The sequence below is a fragment of the Nocardia sp. NPDC004860 genome, assembly GCF_040609015.1.
GTDB lineage: Bacteria > Actinomycetota > Actinomycetes > Mycobacteriales > Mycobacteriaceae > Nocardia.
Genome location: NZ_JBEXJI010000001.1, coordinates 59,747 through 85,197 on the forward strand (window position 1 = coordinate 59,747; position 25,451 = coordinate 85,197).

Annotated in this window: 27 protein-coding genes; 14 read left to right on the top strand and 13 right to left on the bottom strand. The window is 68.5% G+C overall.

Features of this window, described 5'->3' with window-relative positions:
- On the bottom strand, positions 1 to 624 hold the full coding sequence (gene upp, locus ABZV44_RS00290) for a uracil phosphoribosyltransferase (RefSeq protein WP_354830170.1): 624 nt from the start codon (positions 622 to 624) through the stop codon (positions 1 to 3).
- A gap of 139 nt (positions 625 to 763) precedes the next feature.
- Here upp and ABZV44_RS00295 point away from each other — a divergent pair, with 139 nt between their 5' ends.
- From ABZV44_RS00295 to ABZV44_RS00315, 5 genes are all read left to right on the top strand, one after another.
- Positions 764 to 1,087 (top strand): type VII secretion target, encoded by a 324-nt coding sequence (locus ABZV44_RS00295; RefSeq protein WP_354830172.1) that lies wholly within the window; start codon positions 764 to 766, stop codon positions 1,085 to 1,087.
- A 94-nt stretch (positions 1,088 to 1,181) separates the two neighbouring features.
- Positions 1,182 to 2,342 carry a C40 family peptidase gene (locus tag ABZV44_RS00300; protein WP_354830174.1) on the top strand — a complete coding sequence of 387 codons (1,161 nt, stop codon included), beginning with the start codon at positions 1,182 to 1,184 and terminating at the stop codon, positions 2,340 to 2,342.
- Between the two features lie 62 nt (positions 2,343 to 2,404).
- On the top strand, positions 2,405 to 2,746 hold the full coding sequence (locus ABZV44_RS00305; RefSeq protein WP_354830176.1) for a hypothetical protein: 342 nt from the start codon (positions 2,405 to 2,407) through the stop codon (positions 2,744 to 2,746).
- Positions 2,747 to 2,754: 8 nt separating this feature from the next.
- Complete coding sequence (locus tag ABZV44_RS00310; protein WP_354830178.1) at positions 2,755 to 3,078, top strand: YbaB/EbfC family nucleoid-associated protein; 324 nt, start codon at positions 2,755 to 2,757, stop codon at positions 3,076 to 3,078.
- A 33-nt stretch (positions 3,079 to 3,111) separates the two neighbouring features.
- On the top strand, positions 3,112 to 4,362 hold the full coding sequence (locus tag ABZV44_RS00315) for a primosomal protein (RefSeq protein ID WP_354830179.1): 1,251 nt from the start codon (positions 3,112 to 3,114) through the stop codon (positions 4,360 to 4,362).
- Between the two features lie 84 nt (positions 4,363 to 4,446).
- Here ABZV44_RS00315 and ABZV44_RS00320 read toward each other — a convergent pair whose 3' ends face one another.
- The 4 genes from ABZV44_RS00320 to ABZV44_RS00335 form a co-directional block, all read right to left on the bottom strand.
- Entirely contained in the window at positions 4,447 to 5,538 is a 1,092-nt protein-coding gene (locus ABZV44_RS00320; RefSeq protein WP_354830180.1) for an adenosine deaminase, read from the bottom strand.
- 130 nt (positions 5,539 to 5,668) lie between these two features.
- Positions 5,669 to 6,022, bottom strand: coding sequence for an excalibur calcium-binding domain-containing protein (locus tag ABZV44_RS00325; RefSeq protein WP_354830182.1), 354 nt, complete (start codon positions 6,020 to 6,022; stop codon positions 5,669 to 5,671).
- Between the two features lie 19 nt (positions 6,023 to 6,041).
- Positions 6,042 to 7,328, bottom strand: coding sequence for a thymidine phosphorylase (locus tag ABZV44_RS00330; RefSeq protein ID WP_354831577.1), 1,287 nt, complete (start codon positions 7,326 to 7,328; stop codon positions 6,042 to 6,044).
- 97 nt (positions 7,329 to 7,425) lie between these two features.
- A complete protein-coding gene (locus tag ABZV44_RS00335) occupies positions 7,426 to 7,827 on the bottom strand; it encodes a cytidine deaminase (protein ID WP_354830183.1) in 402 nt (133 codons plus the stop codon).
- 301 nt (positions 7,828 to 8,128) lie between these two features.
- Here ABZV44_RS00335 and sdhC point away from each other — a divergent pair, with 301 nt between their 5' ends.
- From sdhC to ABZV44_RS00355, 4 genes are read left to right on the top strand one after another with little or no spacing between them, the layout of a single operon-like run.
- A complete protein-coding gene (gene sdhC / locus ABZV44_RS00340; protein ID WP_354830184.1) occupies positions 8,129 to 8,521 on the top strand; it encodes a succinate dehydrogenase, cytochrome b556 subunit in 393 nt (130 codons plus the stop codon).
- A gap of 8 nt (positions 8,522 to 8,529) precedes the next feature.
- On the top strand, positions 8,530 to 8,961 hold the full coding sequence (locus ABZV44_RS00345; RefSeq protein ID WP_354830186.1) for a succinate dehydrogenase hydrophobic membrane anchor subunit: 432 nt from the start codon (positions 8,530 to 8,532) through the stop codon (positions 8,959 to 8,961).
- A 15-nt stretch (positions 8,962 to 8,976) separates the two neighbouring features.
- Positions 8,977 to 10,746 carry a succinate dehydrogenase flavoprotein subunit gene (gene sdhA / locus ABZV44_RS00350; RefSeq protein WP_354830187.1) on the top strand — a complete coding sequence of 590 codons (1,770 nt, stop codon included), beginning with the start codon at positions 8,977 to 8,979 and terminating at the stop codon, positions 10,744 to 10,746.
- Positions 10,746 to 11,513: a succinate dehydrogenase iron-sulfur subunit gene (locus tag ABZV44_RS00355; protein WP_354830189.1), complete on the top strand. Its 768-nt coding sequence runs from the start codon at positions 10,746 to 10,748 to the stop codon at positions 11,511 to 11,513. Before sdhA ends, ABZV44_RS00355 begins: the two co-directional genes overlap by 1 nt.
- 144 nt (positions 11,514 to 11,657) lie before the next feature.
- Here the strand turns inward: ABZV44_RS00355 and ABZV44_RS00360 are convergent, their stop codons facing one another.
- Positions 11,658 to 12,281 carry a PadR family transcriptional regulator gene (locus ABZV44_RS00360; protein WP_354830191.1) on the bottom strand — a complete coding sequence of 208 codons (624 nt, stop codon included), beginning with the start codon at positions 12,279 to 12,281 and terminating at the stop codon, positions 11,658 to 11,660.
- Between the two features lie 127 nt (positions 12,282 to 12,408).
- Between ABZV44_RS00360 and ABZV44_RS00365 the strand changes: the two genes are divergently transcribed.
- Together ABZV44_RS00365 and ABZV44_RS00370 are read left to right on the top strand one after the other, a co-directional pair.
- On the top strand, positions 12,409 to 12,891 hold the full coding sequence (locus tag ABZV44_RS00365) for a hypothetical protein (RefSeq protein ID WP_354830193.1): 483 nt from the start codon (positions 12,409 to 12,411) through the stop codon (positions 12,889 to 12,891).
- A gap of 202 nt (positions 12,892 to 13,093) precedes the next feature.
- Positions 13,094 to 13,984 carry a phenylalanine 4-monooxygenase gene (locus tag ABZV44_RS00370; protein ID WP_354830195.1) on the top strand — a complete coding sequence of 297 codons (891 nt, stop codon included), beginning with the start codon at positions 13,094 to 13,096 and terminating at the stop codon, positions 13,982 to 13,984.
- On the opposite strand, the gene ABZV44_RS00375 is transcribed toward ABZV44_RS00370, so the two are convergent.
- Positions 13,981 to 14,598: a TetR family transcriptional regulator gene (locus ABZV44_RS00375; RefSeq protein WP_354830196.1), complete on the bottom strand. Its 618-nt coding sequence runs from the start codon at positions 14,596 to 14,598 to the stop codon at positions 13,981 to 13,983. The genes ABZV44_RS00370 and ABZV44_RS00375 overlap by 4 nt on opposite strands.
- Positions 14,588 to 16,102: an MFS transporter gene (locus tag ABZV44_RS00380; RefSeq protein WP_354830198.1), complete on the bottom strand. Its 1,515-nt coding sequence runs from the start codon at positions 16,100 to 16,102 to the stop codon at positions 14,588 to 14,590. Before ABZV44_RS00380 ends, ABZV44_RS00375 begins: the two co-directional genes overlap by 11 nt.
- Before the next feature lie 240 nt (positions 16,103 to 16,342).
- On the opposite strand from ABZV44_RS00380, the gene ABZV44_RS00385 reads away from it, so the two are divergent.
- On the top strand, positions 16,343 to 17,014 hold the full coding sequence (locus ABZV44_RS00385; protein WP_354830199.1) for a SnoaL-like polyketide cyclase: 672 nt from the start codon (positions 16,343 to 16,345) through the stop codon (positions 17,012 to 17,014).
- Between the two features lie 84 nt (positions 17,015 to 17,098).
- Entirely contained in the window at positions 17,099 to 18,439 is a 1,341-nt protein-coding gene (locus ABZV44_RS00390) for a serine hydrolase (protein ID WP_354830201.1), read from the top strand.
- A 4-nt stretch (positions 18,440 to 18,443) separates the two neighbouring features.
- Here the strand turns inward: ABZV44_RS00390 and yhjD are convergent, their stop codons facing one another.
- The 3 genes from yhjD to ABZV44_RS00405 form a co-directional block, all read right to left on the bottom strand.
- On the bottom strand, positions 18,444 to 19,457 hold the full coding sequence (gene yhjD / locus ABZV44_RS00395) for an inner membrane protein YhjD (RefSeq protein WP_354830203.1): 1,014 nt from the start codon (positions 19,455 to 19,457) through the stop codon (positions 18,444 to 18,446).
- A gap of 38 nt (positions 19,458 to 19,495) precedes the next feature.
- Positions 19,496 to 20,521: a tryptophan--tRNA ligase gene (trpS, locus tag ABZV44_RS00400; protein WP_354830205.1), complete on the bottom strand. Its 1,026-nt coding sequence runs from the start codon at positions 20,519 to 20,521 to the stop codon at positions 19,496 to 19,498.
- A 180-nt stretch (positions 20,522 to 20,701) separates the two neighbouring features.
- Positions 20,702 to 21,646, bottom strand: a complete 945-nt coding sequence (locus ABZV44_RS00405) for an oxygenase MpaB family protein (protein ID WP_354830206.1) — start codon at positions 21,644 to 21,646, stop codon at positions 20,702 to 20,704.
- Between the two features lie 113 nt (positions 21,647 to 21,759).
- On the opposite strand from ABZV44_RS00405, the gene ABZV44_RS00410 reads away from it, so the two are divergent.
- Positions 21,760 to 22,398 (top strand): TetR/AcrR family transcriptional regulator, encoded by a 639-nt coding sequence (locus tag ABZV44_RS00410; protein WP_354830208.1) that lies wholly within the window; start codon positions 21,760 to 21,762, stop codon positions 22,396 to 22,398.
- A gap of 51 nt (positions 22,399 to 22,449) precedes the next feature.
- Here the strand turns inward: ABZV44_RS00410 and ABZV44_RS00415 are convergent, their stop codons facing one another.
- Positions 22,450 to 23,583, bottom strand: a complete 1,134-nt coding sequence (locus tag ABZV44_RS00415; protein ID WP_354830209.1) for a PQQ-binding-like beta-propeller repeat protein — start codon at positions 23,581 to 23,583, stop codon at positions 22,450 to 22,452.
- 132 nt (positions 23,584 to 23,715) lie between these two features.
- Positions 23,716 to 25,365 carry an alkaline phosphatase family protein gene (locus ABZV44_RS00420; RefSeq protein ID WP_354830210.1) on the bottom strand — a complete coding sequence of 550 codons (1,650 nt, stop codon included), beginning with the start codon at positions 25,363 to 25,365 and terminating at the stop codon, positions 23,716 to 23,718.
- Positions 25,366 to 25,451 lie beyond the last annotated feature (86 nt).

Sequence of the window (25,451 nt, forward strand, 5' to 3'; positions counted from 1 at the left end):
TCAGCGCGGGCCGAATTGGCGGTCGCCGGCGTCGCCGAGGCCGGGGACGATGTAGGCGTCGGAGTTGAGGCCGCGGTCCACCGAGGCGGTGACCAGGCGCACGGGGTGACCCGACTTCTCCAGGGCGGCAATGCCTTCCGGTGCGGCGACCACGCACAGCACGGTGATGTCGCGAGCATTGCGGGTGGCGAGCAGGTCCAGGGTGTAGACCATGGAGCCGCCGGTGGCGAGCATGGGATCGAGCACCATGACCGGGGTGCCGGACAGGTCGTCGGGTAGCGACTCCATGTACGGGGTCGGCTGATGCGTCTCCTCGTCGCGGGCCAGGCCCACGAACCCGATCCGGGCGTCCGGAATCAGGTTCTCCGCGGTCTCCACCATGCCCAGCCCCGCGCGCAGCACCGGAACGAGCAATGGCGGAGCATTCAGCCGCGTCCCCTCCGCGGCGGCCACCGGCGTGGTGATCGGGAATCGCTCCACCGGGGCGTCCCGCGTGGCCTCATAGACCAGGATCGCGGTCAGGTCCCGGAGCGCGGCCCGGAATGTCGGATTGGTCGTCCGGGCATCTCGCATGGTGGTCAGCAAAGCGGCAGCGAGCGGATGGTCCACGACGAGTGTGCGCATACGAAAACCATAGGTCAGCACCGCCGTCCGCGATCCCCGCGCACCGGAATTCTTCCGTCCCGGGAACCGCCCGGCCCCGTCCCGCGTCCAACCCCGTGCAGCACACATCCATCCCGCGACCGGCATGAAGGGGGCATTCGTGCACCGCCTCTCGATCCATCCCGACGGCCTCACCGCCTACGCGACGACCACCACCCTCCTCGGCGCGGATCTCGCGGCCGCCGCGGCGCATGCCGCCACCGCCGCCCCCGAACTACTCGTGCCCGCCTTCGGCCTCATCGGCGCCGACTTCCTCACCGCCTACGCCGCGGCGCACGGCACCCACGTGACCACTCTCGACAGAGTCTCGACGGCTCTCGCCACCACCAGCGCCACCACTACCACCGCCACGGCCGCCTATACCGGCCACGACAGCGCGTACGCCGCGACGCTGGGCGCCGTCGGCGCGGAGTCGAGCGCGTGACAGCCGCACCCGAGATCCGCTGGGCGGCAAGGCAGCGCGGCGGGGTGGATCGAAAAAGGTTGCAGTGCGGGAGGACTCGGGCGGGAGTGGGCGGATGAGCGGGGAGCCGGCGGTCGGGGCGCTGGCGGAGCCGATCGCCGAGTTGCTGCGCAGCTTCGGGTCCGGGTCCGGCGGGGCCGCCGAGGTGCTGCGGGAGACGTCGGCTGCTGTGGAGCAGATTCGCGCCGAGAGTCAGGCGAGTGTCGACCGGATGTCCGACGCGTGGCGGGGGCGGGCCGGTGATGCGGCGGTGGACGAGGCGCTGCGGGTGCAGACCTCGGCCGCCATGGCGTCGGAGCGGGGGCGGGCCATGGCGGCGATCGTGGAGCGGGCGGATGCGGAGGTCGCCGCCGGGCGGCGGGAGGTGGAGGCGGTTCTGCGGTCGTTCACGGCGGAGGTCGAAGCGATGGGTGCCGCCGGGTTCACCGCGGGTGGGGTGGCGGCCCTGGTGGGGTCGGCGATCGATCACATCGGGCAGGCCATGCGGGTGGTCGAGCGGGTGCAGGCCGAACTGGACTCGGAGACTGCGCTCATGGCGGAGTTGGCGCTACCTGTCCCGGCGCCCGGCCGGGTGACACCCGCGCCGTCCGGACCGGGCGATGCGGTGGTCGTACCGGCGGCGAGTGTGCCGATGGACAGTGTGGCGCCGCAGGCCGGGACGAGCCTCGCGGCCGCTGGGGGCGCGGTCGCGGCGGCCGGGGACACACTGCTCGGGTCCGGACTCTCACCGGCCGGCCTGCACACCGGTCCGGCATCGGTGACGACGCCGAAGACGCATGATCGCGGCCATGATTCGACGGTTACGCGGCCGCAAGGGGGTGGGGTGCGGGTGACGCTGCCGGATGGGAGCACCGTCGAAGCGCCGAATCAGCAGGCGGCAGATGCGGTTCGGAGTGCGCTGAGTGCGGTGGGGACGCCGTATGTGTGGGGTGGGGAGACGCCCGGGGCAGGGATGGATTGCAGCGGTCTGACCCAGTGGGCCTATGCGCAGGCGGGTGTCTCGCTGCCGCGGCTGGCACAGGAACAGGGGTACGGGCACCAGCGGGTCGGTCCAGGGGACTTGATGCCCGGAGATCTTGCGGTCTGGGACGGCCACGTCGCGATGGTGATCGGGAACGGGCAATTGGTGGAGGCGGGCGATCCGGTTCAGATCCGACCGATCCGGACCGAGAACAGCGGGATGCGGTTCCTCGGTTTCTATCGGCCCACCGCCTAGGTACTACCCGGCCCACAGGTGCGGCATTCGGGCCACGAACAGGTGTTTCGAAGGGAGACAGGATGACGCGACCACAGGTTCCGGCGGTGACCGTCGCCGCCGCCACCAATCGATCCGGCACGGTGACGGTGCGCGCCACCGATCAGGGCATGCCGGTGGAGATCCGGTTCGAGCGCGCTGAATACCGGTACGGCGCACCGGCTCTCGCCGCCGAGATGCTGCGGCTCACCCAGCGCTCGGCGATCGTGGCCCGAGCGCGGCGGCGCGAACAGCTGGCCGAGGCCGGCGTCCCGGAGGCGATGCTGGACCGGCTGGGCCTGCCCACCCGGCAGGCCGCGGTGGACGAGCTGGACCGGCTCGACGACACCGATACCGGACAGATCAGTTGGCTGCGGAACCGATGAGCGCCGAAATGGACGCATTGGTCAAGGGCGTCAACGACAAGCTGGAAGCACTCGAGGCCGCGCTGCACGGGCTGTCCCGGACAAGTGGCCGCTGCACATCAGAGGACGGCGCGGTGACCGCCGAGGTCGATGGCGACGGCGCGCTGACCGGGCTGTGGCTGACCGAGTCGGTGACCTCGCGCGCTCCCGCCGAGGTGTCGCGGCTGATCCTCTGGACGTGTCGGCAGGCTGCCGCCGAGGCGACCGCGCGGCGCTCCCGAATCATTGCCCGATTGAACGAGTCACTGTCCGGCGGAGACGCCTCCAGAAATGTTGGGGGGCGGCCCGGATAGTGCCTGACGCGGCGACTGGATAGGCTTCGGGTCATGGCTTCTGGAGACATCGTCCCGATCGCGCTCGGCCTGACCAAAGGCGATCTTGTCACCCTCTGGGCACCCCGCTGGCGAGACGGTGACGATGAGTGGCAGGCGTTCCTCGGTCACGAGGAAGACCTGTACGGATTCGAGTCCGTCGCGGAGCTGGCCGCGTTCATTCGCACCAACTCCGACAACGATCTGGTGGATCATCCGGCCTGGAAGATCATCGCCGGATTGTCGGCGGCCGAACTGGAGCCGGAGGAGCAGTACGTCTTCGATCTGGTCGGCGTGCCCGAGCTGGCCGCCGACGACCCGGACCCGGAGGTGGTCTCCGAGCTCGAGGAGACCCTCGAGATGGTCCGCAATATCGGCGACGTGTGCGAACTCGACACCGTCACCAAGTTCTTCGGCTCACACCCGGTGCTGGGCGCACTGGCCAGCGGTGTCGGCGCCTTCGCCGGGCGCGAGGGCGAGGAACTGTGGGACCAGATCGGCGCGGCCATCGCCAAGGATTGGGAAGCGGTCATCGACGCCATCGACTCGGTGGTGACGATTCCGGAGGTGGACGCCGACGCGGTCTCGGTCGCCGAGGCGGAACTGCTTGCGGCGCAGGAGAACATCGTCGACGCCGAGGACGCGGCCGAGAGCGATGACGACGAGATCGAGGCCGTCGACCTGGACGAGGACGACGAAGACGAAGAGGACGAGGAGCTCTCGTTCTGGCACGAGGTCGGTATCGACCCGGTCAAGATCGTCACCTCCGACGGCACCGTCTTCACCCTGCGCTGTTACGTCGACGACGAGCCCATCTTCCTGGGCAAGGACGGCAACATCACGGTCTTCGGTTCCGAGCGCGCCCTGGCCCGCTACCTGGCCGACGACCACGACCACGACCTGGCCCGGGTGAGCACCTACGGCGAGGTGCAGACCGCCGCCGTGGACGGCTCCCTCGATGTCGAGGTCGACGAGGAGAACGTCTACGTCCTGCCCGGCCTGTCCGAGGATCTGGCGGCCGGCCCCAAGTCCGTGGACACCGACCAGCTCGACCTGGCCGTCGAATTGTTCACCGACGCAGCCGATTACGCCGAGGACGACTCGGTCGAATCGGCCCTGGCCGTGTCCACCCCGCTGGGCTGGTACGTCTCCTACCTGCTCAACCCCGACCCGACCCGGATGGCCCCCAACCCGCCGTTCGCGGCGGAAGCGGATGCCTGGAAGGTCCTGGAGTCGGCCTTCGAGGCACGCCTGCAGCAGGGCTGATCGGAGACACGATTCGGGCCGCACCTCCGGGTGCGACCCGAATTGCTTTGCGGGACAACCTATCCCGGCAAGATCGCGGTATCCCTATCCCAGCAATACCGCGTAGCCCGGCTTGATCACCTCGTCGATCAGGCGCAGGCGGTCCGGGAACGGGATGAACGCCGACTTCATGGCATTGATGGTGAAGCGTTCCAGATCGCTCCAGCCGTAGCCGAAGGTCTCCGACAGCTTGAGCATCTCCTTGCTCATGGTCGTGTCGCTCATCAACCGGTTGTCGGTATTGACCGTCACGCGGAAGCGCAGGCGGGCCAGCAGATCGAAGGGGTGCTTGTCGAGCGAGGGCACCGCGCCGGTCTGCACATTGGAGGACGGACACAGTTCGAGCGGGATTCGCATGTCCCGCACATAGTTCGCGACCACGCCGAGCTTGGGACCGTCGGCCGAATCGGTGATGTCGTCGGTGATGCGCACACCGTGGCCGAGGCGCTCACAGCCGCAGAACGCGACGGCCTCGTGAATGGACGGCAGCCCGAAGGCCTCGCCCGCGTGAATCGTGAAGTGCGCCAGGTTGGCCCGCATGTAATCGAAGGCGTCCAGGTGGCGGCTGGGCGGATAGCCCGCCTCCGCGCCCGCGATGTCGAACCCGCCGACGCCGCGGTCGCGCCAGCGCACGGTGAGCTCGGCGATCTCGCGGGAGCGGGCCGCGTGCCGCATGGCGGTGAGCAGGCAGACCACGGTGATCGGGGTGCCGGCGGCCGCTGCCAGGGCCTCGCCCTCGCGGAATCCGGCGATGGTGTGCTCGACCACCTCGTCGAGGGTGAGCCCGGCCTCGAGGTGCTGCTCGGGCGCGAACCGCACCTCGGCGTAGACGACGCCGTCGGCGGCGAGATCCTCGGCGCATTCGCGGGCCACCCGCCGCAGGCCCTCGGGGGTCTGCATGACGGCGACGGTGTGCGCGAAGGTCTCCAGATAGCGTTCGAGCGAGCCGCTGTCGGCCGCGTCCCGGAACCAGTCCGCCAGCGCGGCGGCATCGCCTGCCGGTAACTGGTCATAGCCGCAGGCGCGAGCCAGCTCCAGCACGGTCGCGGGCCGCAGCCCGCCGTCGAGGTGATCGTGCAGGACCGCCTTCGGAGCCTGGCGGATCGAAGCGAGAGTGAGGGGCATCGGTCCAGTCATGTAGCAACGTTAGCCGCATTCCCGTGCCGCAGCAGGGCGGTTGACCGGACTCACCCCACAGTTCGGCATGTCGTTGCCGTCACGTTGCTGACCAGTACGAATCCTTCACCTATCGGGCACCGGCGAGCACCTAGCGGGAGCAGGCGACGCCGGTCCCGTCCGGATCGAGCAGCACCGAATACCCGGGCTGGCCCAGGTAGATCGGGCCCCCGCCCTGCGCCCACACCTGTTCACAGCTGGTGTAGACGGGTGACGGTTCGGCCTTCTTCTCGGTCGAGGGCGGCGTGACATCGCCGCGCGAGAGCGAGTTCGGCTGATGGTCTCCGGAGGAATCGGAGGGAATATTGTCCGCGGGCGAGGCCTGCGCGACCGGCGCCGGCGACCACGCGGCGGGCAGCACCGCGCCCAGCGGCGCGACGAGGCCGAACACGCCCAGCGCGGCCGCCGCCGCGGCCCGGCCTCGGAAATCGGTTCTGTGCTTCACGATCCCAGGCTAGGCCGGGTCAGGCGGTGATGCGGCCCAGAATCAGCGGCTGCGGCTCCACCGCCTCGGTCTCGGAGATGGTGTACGCGCCCCGCAGGATCTCGAGCGCGACCGGGAACGCCTCCGGAGTATCGGTGTGCAGGGTCAGCAGCGGCTGCCCCGGAACAATGGAATCGCCTGGCTTGGCATGCATTTCGATACCCGCCCCGGCCTGCACCGGGTCACCCTGCCGCGCCCGGCCGGCGCCCAGCCGCCACGCGGCCAGCCCGACATCGAGGGCGTCGAGGCGGGTCAACGTGCCCCCGGCGTCGGCGCGCAGGGTTTCGGTGTGGCGGGCCTGCGGCAGCGGCGCGTCCGGGTCGCCGCCCTGGGCGCGCACGATGGCTCGCCACTGGTCCATGGCCCGGCCGTCGGCGAGGGCGTCGGCCGGGTCGATGTCGGTGATCCCGGCCTGCGCCAGCATCTCCCGGGCCAGGGCGAGGGTGAGGTCGACGACATCGGCGGGGCCGCCGCCCGCCAGCACGTCGAGGGATTCGCAGACCTCCAGGGCGTTTCCGGCGGTATGGCCGAGCGGGGTGTCCATGGCGGTGAGCAGCGCCACCGTCCGCACGCCCGCGTCGGTGCCGAGTTCGACCATGGCGGTGGCGAGTTCGCGCGCCTGGTCCAGCTGCTTCAGGAAGGCCCCGCGCCCGACCTTCACGTCCAGCACCAGCGCCCCGGTGCCCTCGGCGATCTTCTTGCTCATGATGGAGCTGGCGATCAGGGGGATGGATTCCACGGTCCCGGTCACATCACGCAGCGCGTAGAGCCGTTTGTCGGCGGGCGCGAGGTCGGCCCCGGCAGCGCACACCACGGCTCCGACGGCGGGATCCGACAGCAGTTTCCGCATGCGGTCCACCGGAATGTCGGCCTGCCAGCCGGGAATGGCCTCCAGCTTGTCGAGAGTGCCTCCGGTGTGGCCCAATCCGCGCCCGGACAGCTGGGGCACGGCGGCCCCGCATGCCGCGACCAGCGGCGACAGCGGCAGCGTGATCTTGTCTCCCACCCCGCCGGTGGAGTGCTTGTCGACGGTCGGGCGGCCCAGATCGGTGAAGTCCAAGCGCTTCCCGGTGTCGATCATGGCCCGGGTCCAGCGCGCGGTCTCGCGCCGCGTCATGCCGCGCCACACGATGGCCATGGCCAGCGCCGACATCTGCTCGTCGGCCACCTCTCCGCGCGTGAACGCGTCCACCACCCAATCGATCTGCGCGTCGCTGAGTTCACCGCCGTCGCGCTTGGCCCGAATCACGTCCACCGCCGAGTGCACACTCACACCCTCCACCCTGGCATGCGCCCGGCCCGATGTGCACGGATTCCCGCGCGCGCCACGGCGATCAGCGGTTATAGCCCTCGAACACCGACGGTCAGAGTTGTCCGGCGGCGAGGTCGCCGGGGCCGAAGGAGTCCGGCAGCAAGGTGTTCAGGGTGACGGGGCCGCTGTGGCGATCGACGAGCAACTCGCCGCCGCCGTGTTCGAGCAGGATCTGCCGGCAGCGTCCGCAGGGCATGAGCACGGCGCCCCGGGAGTCGCAGACCGAGACCGCCCGGAGTCGCCCGCCTCCGGTCGAAATCAAGTTACCGACCAGTACACATTCGGCGCAGAGGCCCAAACCGTATGAGATATTTTCCACATTGCAGCCGCTCACCACGCGATCATCGGCGGTGAGAGCCGCGGCCCCGACGGGGAATCGAGAGTAAGGGGCATAAGCCTCTTGCATGACTTCAAAAGCCTTGCCACGCAGGGTCTTCCAGTCAATATCCGACATTTCGGACCATCCTCCCATGGACGTGGCAGCACCCGCGTGACAGGCGTTCCGCCTGGTCGCAAAAATCAGGAAAGGCAAACCTAACTCACAACAATTTGGGCCAACGAGCGGCACGCCGAATTAGTTCCCCTCCACAGCTGGGTTTAGAGTTCACGACAGATCGGTTCAGGTACCCGAAGCGGGCCTGCAGCACTGCCACCGGACGTTTGTTTCCGCTCGTGAGCAGGTGGTTTCGACAGTCCGAAGGCTCCGCGCCGGATTCTGACCGGGTCCATCAACGACGTTGGAGGCACCGCACTCTATGACCACGCTAGAAGCTCCGGCCAAGCCGAAGCGGACCCTGTACCGAGGCGACCCCGGCATGTGGTCCTGGGCTCTGCACCGCATCACCGGCGTGACGATCTTCTTCTTCCTGTTCGTCCACGTCCTCGATACCGCGTTGGTGCGAGTCAGCCCGGACACCTACGACCACACGATCGCGACCTACAAGAACCCGATCGTCGCGCTCATGGAGATGGCCCTCGTTGTCTGCGTGCTGTTCCACGCGTTCAACGGCATCCGCATCATCCTGGTCGACTTCTGGTCGCAGGGCCCGCGTTATCAGCGGCAGATGCTCTGGGTCGTGCTGGCCATCTGGATCGTCGTCGCCGGCGCCGGCGTCGGCCGCCAGTTCTTCTACCTGCTGACGAATTGAGAGCCGACATGACCGCACCCGTTCTCGGCAAGTCCTACGACCGCCCCGCCTCCCTCGACGCTCCGCGCGCCCCCCGTCGTGTCGGCGGCAACAACTTCGAGAAGTACGCCTGGCTGTTCATGCGTGCCTCCGGCCTGCTGCTGGTCGTGCTGGTCATCGGCCACATGACGATCATGCTGATGCTCGACGGCGGTGTGCACCGCCTGAACTTCGCGTTCGTCGCCGGCCGCTGGGCCTCGCCGTTCTGGCAGATCTGGGACCTCACCATGCTGTGGCTGGCCCAGCTACACGGCGGCAACGGTCTGCGCACCGTCATCGACGACTACGCGCGCAAGGACTCCACCCGCTTCTGGCTGAAGACGCTGCTGGTCGTGTCCATGATCCTGGTCATGGTCACCGGCACCTACGTGATCTTCACCTTCGACCCCAACATCAGTTAGGAACAGGCCACCTCGATGAGTGAATCCCGACCGATTCAGGAGCACCGCTACGACGTCGTGATCGTCGGTGCCGGTGGCGCTGGAATGCGTGCGGCGATCGAGGCCGGTCCTCGGGTCCGCACCGCCGTGCTGACCAAGCTCTACCCGACCCGCTCGCACACCGGTGCGGCGCAGGGCGGTATGTGCGCCGCGCTCGCGAATGTCGAAGAGGACAACTGGGAGTGGCACACCTTCGACACCGTCAAGGGTGGTGACTACCTGGTCGACCAGGACGCCGCGGAGATCATGGCCAAGGAGGCCATCGACGCCGTGCTCGACCTGGAGAAGATGGGTCTGCCGTTCAACCGCACGCCCGAGGGCAAGATCGACCAGCGTCGCTTCGGCGGCCACACCCGTGACCACGGCAAGGCGCCGGTGCGCCGCGCGTGCTACGCCGCGGACCGCACGGGCCACATGATCCTGCAGACGCTCTACCAGAACTGCGTCAAGCACGACGTGCAGTTCTTCAACGAGTTCTACGTGCTGGACCTGATCCTCACCGACACCGACCGTGGCCCCGTCGCCACCGGTGTGGTCGCCTACGAGCTGGCCACCGGTGAGCTGCACGTGTTCCACGCCAAGGCGATCATCTTCGCCACCGGTGGCTCGGGCCGCATGTACAAGACCACCTCCAATGCCCACACCCTCACCGGTGACGGCATGGCGATCGTGTTCCGCAAGGGACTTCCGCTGGAGGACATGGAGTTCCACCAGTTCCACCCGACAGGCCTCGCGGGCCTGGGCATCCTGATCTCGGAGGCCGTGCGTGGTGAGGGCGGCATTCTCCGTAATGCCTCCGGTGAGCGCTTCATGGAGCGCTACGCGCCGACCATCAAGGACCTGGCGCCGCGTGACATCGTCGCGCGCTCCATGGTGCTCGAGGTCCGCGAAGGCCGCGGCGCCGGCCCGAACAAGGACTACGTGCTCATCGACGTGACCCACCTCGGTGAGGACGTGCTCGAGGAGAAGCTCCCCGACATCACCGAGTTCGCCCGCACCTACCTGGGCGTGGACCCGGTCAAGGAGCCGGTACCCGTCATGCCGACCTGTCACTACGTGATGGGTGGCATCCCGACCCGCATCCGCGGCGAGGTGCTGCGCAACAACACCGACATCGTTCCCGGCCTGTACGCCGCGGGCGAGTGCGCGTGTGTGTCCGTGCACGGCGCGAATCGTCTGGGCACCAACTCGCTGCTGGACATCAACGTGTTCGGCCGGCGCGCGGGCATCGCCGCCGCCGAGTACGCCGCGCGTGCCGAGTTCGTGGACATGCCGGAGAACCCGGCGCAGATGGTGCAGGACTGGCTGGCCGGCCTGCTCAGCGACCACGGCAACGAGCGCGTCGCCGACATCCGCACCGAGCTGCAGAACTCCATGGACGACAAGGCCGGTGTGTACCGCACCGAGGAGAGCCTCAAGTCCATGCTCGAGGAGATCCAGGTCTTCAAGGAGCGCTACTCGCGGATCACCGTGCAGGACAAGGGCCGTCGCTACAACAGCGATCTGCTCGAGGCCGTCGAGCTGGGCTTCCTGCTGGAGCTGGCCGAGGTGACCGTGGCGGGTGCGGTGAACCGCAAGGAGTCCCGCGGCGGCCACGCGCGCGAGGACTACCCGGACCGCGACGACGTCAACTTCATGCGGCACACCATGGCCTACAAGACCAGCCCGGAGCTCATCTCCGACATCCGCCTGGACTACAAGCCGGTGGTGCAGACCCGCTACGAGCCGATGGAGCGTAAGTACTGATGACTGCTGTCGCTGAAACGCCGCAGAAGCCGGCTCCGGTGCCGGACGGGTCGACCATGATCACGGTCAAGATCGCCCGCTTCAACCCGGAGGACGGGAAGGGCCAGCACTGGGACGAATTCAAGGTTCCGGTGCTGCCGACCGACCGGTTCCTGAACGTGCTGATCTACATCAAGTCCTACCTGGACGGCACGCTCACCTTCCGCCGCTCCTGCGCGCACGGCGTGTGTGGCTCGGATGCCATGCGGATCAACGGCGTCAACCGCCTGGCGTGCAAGATCCTCATGAAGGACATGCTGCCCAAGGGCGGCAAGGAGCTGACGGTCACCGTCGAGCCGATCCGCGGCCTGCCCGTGGAGAAGGACCTCGTGGTGGACATGGAGCCGTTCTTCGACGCTTTCAAGGCCGTCAAGCCGTACCTGATCACCCGTGGCAACGAGCCGACGTTCGAGCGCATCCAGTCCCAGCACGACCGCGCCCGCTTCGACGACACCACCAAGTGCATCCTGTGCGCCTGCTGCACCACCTCCTGCCCCGTGTACTGGAGCGACGGCAGCTACTTCGGCCCGGCCGCGATCGTGAACGCGCACCGCTTCATCTTCGACAGCCGTGACGAGGGCGCCCGCGAGCGCCTCGACATCCTCAACGATGTCGAGGGTGTGTGGCGCTGCCGCACCACCTTCAACTGCACCGACGCCTGCCCCCGTGGCATCGAGGTCACGAAGGCGATCCAGGAGGTCAAGCGCGCCCTCCTGTTCGCGCGGTAAGGATCACCCACTCCCGGGACCCGCAGGGGTGAACCCCTGAAACCCCAGGATCCGGGGCGAAACTCGAAGGCCGCCCGCATCTTCGGATGCGGGCGGCCTTGTCCTATTGCGGGCCAGGGCCGTTCGCGTGCCGCGCCGCGCTGCCTACACCGTGGTCTGATCCTGGAAGCGCGCCAGCGATTCCCACGACCAGGTCAGGCTGCCATCGGCGAGGTCGGCGAGAACGCCGTCCAGCCAGTGCGATTCGGCGGCGATGAGCGCCCGCTGGTATTCGTCCTCGAGCATGGTGATGCGCGGCAGCCCGAACTGCCCGGCCTGCGCCATGCCCGCGTCGATCGCCTCCAGGTCGGCACGCCGGGCGGCGGCCCGCTTCTCGAGTTCGGCGCGCGCGGCGGCGGGGGTGAGCAGCATCAGAAACGACAGTGCCGCAGGGAATTCCGGGAATTCGTTGCGCGGCGTGCTGACCATCTCGTTGATCCAGGCGATGCACGAGGTCCGGCCCGTATCGGTGATCTCGTAGACGGTGCGCTCCGGGTACTGCTGATCGCGCCCCGTCTCGCGCACGGCCACCAGGCCGGCCTCCTGCAGGCGCGCGATCGTCTTGTAGAGCTGCGCGCGCTGCCCCACGTTCACGACCTTGTCCTTGCCCCACTCCTTGATGCGGCGCTGGATGGCGTAGGGGTGCATCGGCTCCAGGTGCAGGATGCCGAGCACCGCCATGGCCAGGGGCGACCGCTTGAACTGCGCGGCCTGCGTCGATGCTGTCATGCCGTCCATCTTACTAGGTGCTCAAAAACTAGTTTCGAAGAACTAGTTGCCAAGTAACTAGTTTGTGTGCCACTATTGAGGAGCAGGCGAACCCGACCAGCACCACCACCTCCGAAAGGACAGGGCCATGAACGCCATCGACACCACCAGCACCGGCGCCGACACCGTCAAGATCCACACCGATCACGCCACCACCAAGCACCTGGGCGACTGGACCCACTCCTCCTCGTTCGAGGTGAAGGCCCGCTACGGCAGCGTCGTCATCGACCTGCGCTCGCCCTGGATCGAGGGTGAGCAGGAGATCGTCGTGCACGCCGACCTCGACCACGCCATGGTCAAGCTGCTGGTCCCCGAGGACGCGGTCATCGACCAGACCGAGCTGGCCTGGACCGGTCGCGGCCGGGTCAAGGACATGGCCCGCCCGCAGGACGCCGCCGGCCGCGTCATCCGGCTCACCGGTTCCAGCACCAAGAGCGAGTTCCGCATCCACCGCGGCGGCATCGCGGTGCTGTCGGCCCTGTTCAGCCGCGAGTTCTTCGAGGACGCCAAGCAGGCGCACCGCGAGGGCCGCACCCCGACCCTGCTCGACCCGGCCAACGCGCCGCGCTGATCACCGCCTCCCGCCGGGCCCGGCTGCAAACGGGCCCGGCGGGAGACCGGCCGGGCCGCCGCGTGGGATACGGGTACGAATGCCTACCTGGCAACGCCTCGCCGCTCGTCGTTCATCGACACCGAGGCCGCCCAGCTGGTCAATCTGACCAGCTGGGCGATCTTTCGTTGTCTAGATCACATACCGGTGCTTGCATCGAAGTATGTACACCGAGGCTCAGCTGTACTCGCCGGTCACCAAGGGGACCGACGGCGATGTGACAGTGCACTTGAGCGACGAGCATCCGGGTGTGCACGACCCCGTGTACCGGGCCCGCCGCAATGCGATCGCCGCCATGGCGCTGGAGTACCGGCCCGGGGCACAGGTGCCGCGCATCGACTACACCGCGGAGGAGCAGCAGGTCTGGCGGATCGTCTCCGCCGAACTGGCGCGCAAACGGGAGCGCTACGCGTGCGCGGAGGTGATCACGGCCGCCGAGCGCCTCGGGCTGCCCTCGGACCACATTCCCCAACTCGACGAGGTGACCGCGAAGCTGGTGCGGCTCACCGGATTCCGGTACGCGCCGGCCGCCGGACTGGTGCCGCTGCGGGAGTTCTTCGGCTCGTTCGCCGACCGGATCTTCCACTCCACCCAGTACATTCGCCACCACTCCGCGCCGCTCTACACCCCGGAGCCGGACGCCGTGCACGAAATCCTCGGGCACGCCAATCAATTGGCCAGCCCGCGCTTCGCGGCCGTGTACGAGACGGTCGGCGCGGCGGTGGCCCGGCTGGAGACCGAGCGGGCGCTGAAGTTCCTGGCCGACGTGTTCTGGTTCTCGATGGAGTTCGGGCTGCTGCGCGAGCACGGCGAAGTGCGTTGCTACGGTGCGGGATTGCTGTCCTCGTTCGGGGAGATCGAGGAGTTCCGCCAGGCCGAGCTGCGGCCGCTGGACATTCACGCCATGGGGACGATCGCCTACGACATCACCCACTACCAGCCGATTCTGTACTGCGCCGAATCCGTCGGCGAGATCGAGGATGTGGTCGGCGGGTTCTTCGAGACCATGACCGATGAGACGGTGGAGCGGCTCACGGCGGTGAAACCGGCCTAGAGCGGCATACCCGCCTCGAGGAAGTCGATGACGCGCATGATCTGCTCCGGGGTGAACGGCGCGTCGCCGATGAACGCGATCATCGCTCCGCTGAGCGCACCGGCGAAGGCCCGCACCTCGAAATCATCTGCGGAACGGCCGGTTCGCCGCGCGATGATCTCGACGATCAGTTCGATGCTGCGCTCGAACTCCCGGGCGACCGCTCCCCGGAGCTCCGGAATCGAGTAGAGCAATTCCACCCGCTGCTGCTCGAAGGCGAATTCCTCGGGCGACAGGGACGCGAAGGAGTCGAGGGTGGCCTGCTTGAACGCGGCCAGCATGGACAGTTCCTTCGGCTGCTTCTCGATGGCCGCGATCATGATCGGGTCCAGATCGTCGGCCAGCGCCACCTGCTCCTTGGAGGGGAAGTACCGGAAGAAGGTGCTGGGCGAGATGTCGGCGGCCGCGGCGATCTGCTCGACCGTGGTCTCGTTGTAGCCCTGCTCGCGGAACAGCCGGAAGGCCTCGGTGCGAATGGTGCGGCGGGTGCGTTCCTTCTTGCGTTCGCGCAGACCGCCCCCGGCCGCGGTCTTCACCGGGGCCGGAGGCGTCGCGGAGGCAGTCTCAGCCGACATGGACCGATTGTCCCGCATCGAGATCGGTGGTCACGACCGGATCCTTGCGGCGGATCACGAAGGCGGCCAGCACCGCGGCGACCGCGCAGATGGCGGTGCACACCCACAGCATGGCGCTCATGCCGTCGACGAAGGCGCTCTGCACGTGGGCCAGCAGGGCCGGGTCGCCGAGCTTGCGGGCCACGCCGACCCCGGCGTTCACGCCGTCGGAGATGGGTGCGCGGTCGAGATCGCCCAGACCGGAGCGGTACCGGGTGGACAGCACGGTGCCGAGGATGGCGACACCGATGGTGCCGCCCGCCTGCCGCAGCGCCTGCAGCAGCGCGGATCCGGACCCGGCCCGCTCGGGGGTGAGGTCGTCGGTGGCCGCGCCCATGGCCGCGGGCATCACGAATCCCATCCCGAGGCCGAGCAGCACCAGCGCGGCGGCCGCGAAGCCGTATCCGCTGTCCACGGTGATGAGCGCGCCCATGCCGAGACCGGCTGCGAGCAAGGCGAATCCGGCCACCAGCACGGTGCGGACACCGACCTTCGGCAGCAGCTTGTCCACCACCCGGGAACCGGCGGCCAGGCCCGCGATGAGCGGCAGCAGGCGCAGGCCGCTGCCGAGCGTGTCGGCTCCCAGCACCGCCTGGAAGTACTGCGGCATGGTGAAGAACAGGCCGAACATCGCGAAGTTCACCAGCACCATGAACACTGTGCCCCAACGGAATCCGGGCTCACCGAAGAGTCCGAGGTCGACCAGTGGGTGCGCGGTGCGACGCTGCCACAGCACGAATGCGCCACCCAGGACGACGCCCGCGGCGATGGCGGCCCAGGCCACGGCGTCGCCCCAGCCCTCCTGACCGCAGCGGATGAAACCGTAGGTGATGCCGAGCATTCCGGCCGCGGACAGCAGAGCGCCCGGCAGATCGATGCGGAAAGTGCTCTCGCTCTTGGATTCCGGGACCAGCAGGCCGACGGCGGTCGCGCCGATGATCACCAGCGGCACATTGAGCAGGAAGGCCGAACCCCACCAGTAGTGCTGCAGCAGCCAGCCGCCCACGATCGGGCCCAGGGGCAGGCCGATGGCGGTCGAGGTGATCCAGATGGTGATGGCCCGCTGCCGTTCGCGCTGCTCGGGGAAGAGGGTGGGCAGCACCGCCATGGACAGCGGCATCATGATGGCCGCGGCCAGGCCGAGGACCACGCGGCCGGCGACGAGCTGACCGGAGGACGTGGCGAAGGCGCACGCCACCGAGGCCACGCCGAACAGCAGCAGCGCGGCGAGCAGGAACTTCTTGCGCCCGTATCGGTCGCCGAGGGCTCCCGCCGGGAGCATGAAGGCGGCCAGGGCGAGGGTGTAGGCGCTGCTGAACCACTGCAGCGCGGAGGTATCGGCGTGCAGGTCGACCGCGAGGGTGGGCAGGGCGACGGTGAGCACGGTGACGTCGAGGCCGATGGTCAGCATGGCGACCGCCAGGGCTCCCAGCGCCAGCCAGCGGCGCACTCCCTGAGCCTTCATGACAGCTCCAATCATTTGGGATCTTCTCGATAATGAGAGAGTCTCTCATTTCAGAGAGACTGTCAATTCTTGTCGTGTCATGGGTCGGGGCGGGCCGGGATGGGGTGAATCACCATTCCGCTGTCTGGTACCGGAGTCCCAAATGCTTGTCGCGACATGAAGTCCCCATGCTGTTACCGTCATGCGGTCCGTTTCTGAGATCGATGACCCCCCAACGGGTCTGGACACGTGAGGCACGAAATGACCGACCAAGCAACCGAATCCGTCGAGACCCCGCTGCACCTGCAGGGCCGTGATGCCGTCATTGCCGCTGCGGCACCGGAGGATTGGCGCGAAGGCGCGCCCGACTACCACCTGAGCAAGGAAGTCATTCCGGTCGAGCGCACCACCCAGCACGCGCCGGATTCGCTGGAGCACATCGTCGAAGAGCTGGTGAAGGTCTTCGAGATGGAGGTCTCGCACAAGAAGGACCCGGCCACCTGGGTCTCGCTGGTGGCCGAGCACTACCGCGGCCGCGTCAACGGCGGAAACTGGCAGGACGCAGACGAATTCGCGAGCATCGGGTCCTACAACATCCTGATCGGCGAGAACCCCTTCTACGACGCCGCGGGCGAGACCTTCGAGACCTCGCACAAGATCTTCCACACCGCGTTCCCGGGCGGCTTCTTCTGGGAGGTGCTCGAGGTGCTGTCCGGCCCGCCGACCGTCACCTTCAAGTGGCGCCACTGGGGTCGCTACGAGGGCGAGTACAAGGGCCACCAGCCCACCGGCGAGCTCATCGAGATGACCGGCGTCACCATCGCCAAGGTCTCCGAGGACCTGCGCATCCTCGAGCTCGAGCACTACTACGACAACAACAAGCTGCTCGGCCCCCTGGCCCACGGCTGCCCGGTCACCCACACCGCCAACTAGCCGCTCCCCCAGGCCGACACGGTCGCGGCCGCGCCGCGGCACATCGCGCGCCGGGGTGACCGGTCGGCTATAGAGTCGGGCGCGATGAGTATCCGCAGGTATTCGCGCCGAACCGTGCACCCGGCCGCTGGTCGGCGACGCGCCCCCCTTGTCACCGTCGCGACCCTGGCGACCGGTCTCACCGTGTTCGCCGGGGTCGCCTTCGGGCCGCTACCGGGTGCGGCACAGGCCCAACCGTCCGCCACGACAACGCCGTTCACCACGCCCAATACCGACGGCTGCCCGAACAAGACGGCTCCGCCGCCGCCCATCGACACCTCCGAGGCGCCCGAGCCCGGGCAGACGGCGCCGGCGGCGCTGCCGATTCCGAATCCGCCGATCGGGGGCAAGCAGCTCGGCGGGTGCGGCGTCATCCTGCCGCCGGGGGCGGGGCCGGTGCCGGAGGGGATCTCGGCCACCGCCTGGGAGGTGGCGGATCTGGATACCGGGCGGGTCATCGCGGCCAAGGATCCGCACGGGCGCTACCGGCCCGCCTCCACCATCAAGGTGCTGCTGGCGTCGGTGGCGATCCCGGCGCTGGACCTGGACACGACGGTGATCGGCACCCAGGACGACGCCAATGCCGACGGCACCCGGGTCGGCATCGGACCGGGTGGGCGCTACACCAACAAGCAGCTGTTCCAGGCGCTGATCATGGCGTCGGGCAATGACGCGGCGCATGCCATCTCGACCCAGCTGGGCGGGGACGACGCCACCGTCGCCAAGATGAACACGCTCGCGAAACAGTTGCAGGCGCTGGACACCCGGGCCGCCACGCCGTCGGGTCTGGACGGGCCGGGCATGAGCATCTCGGCCTACGATCTGGCGCTGCTGTTCCGGCACGCGATGACGCTGCCGCTGTTCGCGGAGCTGATCCACACCGAGCAGGTGGACTTCCCCGGCTACCCGGCCGATCCGAAAAACCCTGACGACAAGGATCATCCGGGCTTCCCGGTCGGCAATGACAACCATCTGCTCTTCGAGTACGACGGCGCGATCGGCGGCAAGACCGGCTACACCGACGACGCCCGGCAGACCTTCGTCGCGGCCGCGCAGCGCAATGGCCACCGCTATGTGGTGACGCTGCTCAAGGCGGACGTGCGGCCCTTCCGGCCGTGGGAGCAGGCGGCCAAACTGCTCGACTACGCCTTCGCGCTGCCGGCCGGCGCGACCGTGGGCAGCATGCCCGACGGCAGCTCCGGAGACGCGAATCCCTCGGTGGCACTGGCGAGTCCGCCCGCCCGGACCGATGCCGAGCCCGCCCCGGGCGCGGATTCCGGTTCCAGCTCCGACCACCACGATCTGCGGATCGCCCTGATGGTCGTCGGCGTGATCCTGGTCCTGGCGCTGCTGTTGAGCGCGCGCCGGATGAGCCGCCGCCGCTGAGCGGTCAGCGGCGGCGCAGCATCGAAAGCAGCGTCGCCGCAAGGGCTCCCGCGCCGAACCAGGCCGCACCCGCTCCGGCGGAGAGACCGCCCGCGGTCATCCGGGGACGGATGATCGCCGGGGCGGGCGGCGGGATTTCGGCGGGCACCTCGTTGTCCGCGGCCGTGGCGGCCCAGGCGGTGGCGAAGAGGATGATCCGCGCGGTGAAGTAGCTGAAGACCATCAGGCCGATGATCGGCCCGAAGACCACCCCGGCCGGGCCGTTGACCACCGATCGCAGAATGACCGAGGCCAGCTGCTTGAACGCCTCGAAGATGACCGCCGCGATCATGGCCGCGCGGGCGGCACTGCGGAAGGTGACCGGATGCAGCGGCAGGCGCGCGATGATCCAGACGAACACGGCCCAGTTCGCCACCACCGCCAGCACCAGCGACGCCACGGTGAGCAGGACCTTCGCCCAGGCCGACTCGTGCACGTGCAGGCGGTCGAGCAGGTGGGTGATCAGGCCGCCGGAGGCCAGCACGGACAGGCCGAGGGAGACGAGGATGGCGAGGAACAGCCCGATCAGCGCCAGCAGGTCGGAGACCTTGGCGAGGAACCAGTTTCGCTGCTTACTGGGCTGATCCCACTGCTCGCTGAGCGCTGCCCGCAGGTTGCCGATCCAGCCCAGCCCGGCGTAGGCGCCGGTCACCAGACCGATGGAGCCCACGCCCGTCCGCGACTCCACGGCCCGGTGAATCAGGTCGTTGATCTGGCTGCCCGCGTCGCCCGGAATGTTCTCGACGATCTTGTTCTGAATATCGGTGAGCCACTGCGGATTCCGCGACAGCGCGAAGCCGGCCACCGCGAAACCCACCATCAGCAGCGGAAACAGCGACAGCACCGTGAAATAGGTGATGCCCGCGGCGTAGTAGTCGCCGCGCTGACGCTGATAGCGCTCGCCCGCGCGGACCACATGGTCCAGCCAGGGACGACGCTGGATCTGCCGCGCGACCCACGCCTTCAGGTTCCCGAACACACCGCTACCTCCGCACACCCGGACGCGCGGCGGCCGGTTCAGCGGGCCAGGAGGCCCACCCGGTCGTACACCTGCGCGAGAGTCTTCCCGGCGACCTCCCGCGCCCGCTCGGCCCCCGCGGCGAGGATGCGGTCGAGTTCACCCTGGTCGGACATGTATTCTTGCACCTTCGCGCGCAGCGGCGTCACGAACTCGATGAGCGCGTCGGCGGTGTCCGATTTCAGGTCGCCGTAGCCCTTGCCGGCGTAGTCCTGCTCGAGCGTGACGATCGGAGTGTCGGTCAGCGAGCTGAGGATGACCAGCAGATTGCTCACACCCGCCTTGGCCTCCGGGTCGTAGCGGATCTCACGCTCGGTGTCGGTGACCGCGGAGCGGATCTTCTTCGCCGAGACCTTGGGATCGTCGAGCAGGTTGAGCAGGCCCGCGTCGCTGTTGGCCGACTTGCTCATCTTGGCGGTCGGATCCTGCAGGTCGTAGATCTTGGCGGTGCCGGTCACGATGTGCGGCTCGGGCACCACGAAGGTCTTCTTGTAGCGAGTGTTGAAGCGCTGCGCCAGGTTTCGGGTCAGCTCCAGGTGCTGGCGCTGGTCCTCGCCGACCGGCACCAGCTGGGCGCGGTAGAGCAGGATGTCGGCGGCCATCAGCACCGGGTAGGTGAACAGACCGACGGTGGCATTGTCCGCGCCCTGCTTGACCGACTTGTCCTTGAACTGGGTCATCCGGCTCGCCTCGCCGAACCCTGTGATGCAGTTCAGCACCCACGCCAGCTCGGCATGCTCGGGCACCTGGGACTGCACGAACAGCGTGGACTTCTTGGGGTCCAGCCCCAGCGCCAGCAGCTGCGCGGCCGAGATCTTGACCCGCGTACGCAGCTGCTTCGGGTCCTGCGGCACCGTGATGGCGTGCAGGTCCGGAATGAAATAGAAGGCGTCGTAGTCGTCCTGCAACCGCACCCAATACTGCAGCGCGCCAAGGTAGTTGCCGAGGTGGAAGGAATCGCTGGTGGGCTGGATTCCGGACAGGACCCGCTGCTTACGCTCAGCGGCGGCTTCAGGACTCGACATGGCTCGAGCTTAATTTGCCCCTCCGCTTCGCTCCGGGGCGGGTTCGCGGCCCCGAGATCTCGATACCTCCCCCCTCCGCTCCTCCGCTTCGCTCCCCCACTCCAAGGCGGAGGTCTATTCCAGCCGCAGTCCCGAATCGAGACGGCCGCGAACCTCTGGGTCGTCCGCCAAAGCGGCCGGTCACGCGCCGATTCGGTCCGATGGGGGGCGCGGATCGACCCCCGGCATGCTGGGCCGCCCGGAGCCGATCAGGCGCTGTTCGCGGCGGGTGGCCAGCTTGTAGAGGGGGTAGCTGGGGCCGGTCATCGGGGCGGTCAGGGGGTTGCCGACCAGAGGTGGGGAGAGGTGGGCGGTGCGGACGGCTCGGGCCAGGCCGTGGAAGGCGACTTGTTCACGCAGGCCCCAGTCGAGGTCGTACATGTCGCGGACGCGTTCGGGGAGGCTGCCCTGGACCAGGAGGGAGAAGCCGGTGAGGGCCTGCTGGATGGGGGCCGGCAGTGGGTGGGCGACGCGCTGGCCCATGAGGTAGGAGCCGACCAGTTTGGCCTCCTCGGTGAGGTGGGGCTCGTCGGAGGCCAGGTAGCCGTCGAAGTAGTCGCGGAATTCGCGGTAGGTGTAGGGGGCGGCGCTGCGGGGCATGCCGAACAGTTCGCCCCAGCGCACGTAGTCCTGGTACAGCCCTTCCCGTTCGGTCGGGGTGAGGCGGCGGACCAGCAGATCGTGCATGACCTCGGCGGAATCGAAGGTGAAGGCCATGGTCATGAACATCAGATGCGGGTCGGCCGCGGAGTAGTGGGTGCCGGCCGGGTTGGCCGCGCCCGCGTCCTCCGGCAGCACGCCGTCGACCGGGGCGTGCCGTTTACGGGTGAAGGCCCGTGCCCGATCGGCCTCTTCGCGGGTGCCCAGGGAGACGGCCTCGAACAGGCGGCCGGTGAGGGCGAGCCGGGTGTAGGGCGTGGTCCGATGCTGGGTGTTCTCGGCGGTTCCGACATAGAGCAGCGGATGCACCGCGCCGATCACCAGCGCTCGCTGGCCGTAGGTGAGTCCGACCGCGCGCTTGCGCATGACCCTGCGGATCATCGAGTCGTCGGAGAAGTAGCCGCTCTGAGCCGCGCGTGCAGGCATCGTTGCCTCCCGGTGGGTGTGATGCGGGCCATCACATCTGGCAATAGAGTCCCCCAGATTACAGATTCTGGCAAGACCTTCTGCCAGAATCGCGGCCGTGCCAGAATCGGTTCGTGACCGGGCAACGGACCTACGGCGGCATCTCCGCGGACGAACGCCGCACCCAGCGCCGCACCGCCCTGCTCGACGCCGCCCTCGACATCCTCGGCACCCAGGGCATCGACAAGCTCACCGTCTCCGCCCTCTGCACCGGCGCGGGACTCAACGAGCGCTACTACTACGAGAACTTCGACAACCGCGACGCCGTGCTGTCGGCACTGTTCGACACCATCGCCGAGGAGCTGGCCGGCGCCCTGCTCGCCGCACTGCACACCGCTCCCGACGACCCGCGCGCCAAGGCGCACGCCGCCATCACCGCGGGCATCCACGTCCTCACCGACGATCCGCGCAAGGCCCGGGTGGCCCTGGTGGTCAGCTCCGCCACCCCCGAATTACGCACCCGCACAACGCACACCATCAAGGCGTTCGCGAATATCGTGGCGGCCGAGGGCATCGACTTCTACGGCCTCACCGACGGCGACCCCCTGCCCGTGATCGGTTTCCGCGCCACCTACCTGGTCGGCGGCCTGGTCCAGACCCTCACGGCCTGGCTCCAGGGCGACCTCCCGATGACCCGCGACGAGCTCATCGACGCCACCACCGACGTTTTCGTGCTGCTGGGCGAGGACCTGGCCCGGCAGATCCGCCGCTGAGCCGCGCGCTCCCCCGGCCGCCGGAATCGTAGCCCCGCAGGGGAATCCGAGTCAGCGCACAACGGCGATCACGGCGGATGCGCCCGGGTCGTCCTCGGTGGATTCGACGTAGCAGTGGGCGTCCCCGACGGCGAAGGACACCTGCGATCCGGCCTTGTCCGGAATCGATTGCGTCCAGCGGATGGCACTGGTGTGCACGTCGATCGCGCGGAGGATGCGGTCGGCCAGCAGGTAGAAGGCCCCCGCGCTCGGGTACCCGCCGACATCGGCCGCGGCGCCCCGATCGGCGATGGAGATACTCCACAGCTTGGCCGCCTCGCCGCCGGGAGTCATGGCATGCAGCCGCTCGCCGTCACACAGGTAGTAGGCGTCGCCGGACCCGAAGACGACGCCGGCCGTGTAGGGCAGGGCGGGCGTGGTCCACAGTGCCGCACCGGTTTTCGGGTCCAGGCCGGAGACGATGTGGGCGCCGTCGGTGGCCAGCACGGCGCCCTGGACCAGGCCGGTGGCGATGGTGCTGGCCGAGACCGCCGAGTCGCCCGCGTGGGACCAGGCGGTCGCACCGGTCCCGAGGTCGAGGGCGACGAGATCGCCTCCGGTGCTGGGACTCTGGTTGTAGAGGAGCGAACCGCTGTCGGGCACCGACAGCGCCTCGGCATCGCAGGGCACCCGCCAGCGGACAGCCTTGCTCGTCATGTCCACGGCCCACGCCTCGCGCCCGCCCTTGTCGCGATCGGAGGCGATCAGATAGAGCACCCCGTCCCGCACACCGAAGACTCCGCCGAGCACGACCCCCTCGGGTGCGTCGAAGGACCAATTCCGTTTCCCCGACGCCAGATCCACGGCCACGGCCCGATCCCCGGCGGCATCGGGTTCGGCACCGCAGACCACGAGGGCGTTGCTCCAGACGCTGGAATGACGGCCGATCCCCGGTGTCGCGATGGGGAACCGCCACAACTCGCGTCCGCTCCGGGCCTCGAGTCCCGTGAGCACGGCGGCGTTTTCCACCACTACAGTGCCGGCGCCGTACCGCAGTCCCCGTACCTCGCCGTCGACCTGGTATTCCCAGGCGATGCTCCCGGACGCCGCGGTCCCCGCCACCCGCCGCGGCGCGGCGCACGCGGCCGCCACCCCGGCGAAGGCGAGAATCGCCCCGTCCCGCAACACTTTTCGACGACTGATCACAACCGGACCCCACTCGCTCGACACACTGTCAGCGACTATAGGGGGAACCGCCCGCGCCCGAATACAAAACCGCCCGGCCTTTTCCAATGGATCGGGTCCACGGGATCGGGCCGGGCGGTCAGCGCATCCGGGTTAGCTCGCGGCGCCGGTCTTCGGGTCGAGCTGCAGGGCCGGCTGCGCGGCGGCCTTGAAGTCGAACATGGCGTCGAGGGTGCCGGCCTTCTCGTCGAACGAGTCGTCGCCGATGCGGCCGGTCTTCCAGTTGTCCTCGATGAACTTCAGGACCGAGGCCTGATCGGTCACGCCGTGATCGACGAAGTTGGCCTTGGAGTAGGGCGAGACGACCAGCAGCGGCACGCGCTGGCCGTAGCCGCAACGGCCCTGGTACTTGGCCGGATTCGCCTTGGCGTCACCGCAGACGCCGGGGCCGCTGTAGCCGTCCTGCTCGGAGGCGGAGTTCATGACCAGCTTGGGCGCCGTGTGGTCGTACCAGCCGTCGGAGTCGTCGTAGGCGATGACGACCGCGGTGTCCTTCCAATCCGGCAGCTTCTGCAGGTGGTTGATGGTCTCCACCAGGAACTGCTGCTCGTCCAGCGGATCGGAGTAGGCGGCGTGGCCGTCCTGGTAGCCGGCGGCCTTCAGGTAGCTGACGGCGGGCATGTTGCCCTTGTCGGCGGCGGCCCAGAAGTCGGTCAGGTCGTACTGGTGGTTGGCCTGATCGTCGTGGCCGATCTTGTCGACCGAGGTCGGCGGCAGGTGGTGCGGGTTGGCCGTCGACGCGAAGTACTGGAACGGCTCGTGGTGCGGGATGTAGTCGCCCTTGGTGTCCCAGGCCTTGTCACCGGTCTTGCCGGTACCGCCCAGTGCCACACCGACATTGTGGGTGGCGCCGCAGACGGCCTTGCCGTCCTTGGTGTCGGTGGGCTTGAAGCCGCCCTGGAAGAAGCCCCAGCTGACGCCCTTCTTGGTGAGCAGGTCGCCGATGGTGGTGCCGCTCATCTGGACGGTGTCGCGGTTGGAGCAGTCGTCGCCGTAGGGCTGCGGGTCGCCGACCACGGTGCCCTGGCCGTTGCCGGCGTTCTCCAGCACGGTGTCGGCGGGGAAGGGCTGGCCCGGCTTGGGCGGCTCCATCTTGGTGACGCCGTGGGTCTGGCCCGCGACCAGGTTCAGCGCGCCCACGGTGGACGGGCCGAAGGTGGAGGTCCAGGAGTTGTCGCTCATGGCGTAGTGCTGCGCGTAATTCCACAGCGCGGTCACCGAATTGCCGTCGTAGTAGCCCATGACCAGGCCCTGCGGGCCGTAGACCGGCGCCTTGCAGGACTTGCCCTCGGACACGTTGGTGTGCTCGACGAACTGGTCCATCTTGCCGCCGTTGAGGGCGAGCTGCTCGTCCTTGTACTCGTGGTCCTGGTCGCAGGTGACCTGCTGGTTCGGACCGCCGAGGCGCACGGGCTGCGCCTTGTTGGGGTTCTTGGTGAGCAGATCCGGCGTGAGGCCGTCCACCTTCGGCGTATTCGGCTGCGCCGTGAACGTGGTGCCGTCGGTGTTGGCCGCGTTCGGGTAGGTGCCGAAGTAGTGATCGAAGGAGACGTTCTCCTGGAAGATCACCACCACGTGCTTGATGGGCGTCGTGGTGTCGGTGTCCGGCGCCGCCTGGCCGGACGACGACGAACACGAGGTGGCGCTCAGCGCGACCAGCGCGGCGAACGCGGCGGCGGCGCGGCTTCGTTTGCCGAAGCGACGGCCATGGGCGACCGCCAAACGGCGTGCCGAGGCAGGCATGGAACCTCCAGGTCTATCCGGATCGCGTCAGGCCGCGATCGCATAGCGGAACCATTGCAGCGTCCAGGACAGTTTTGTTCGACCGC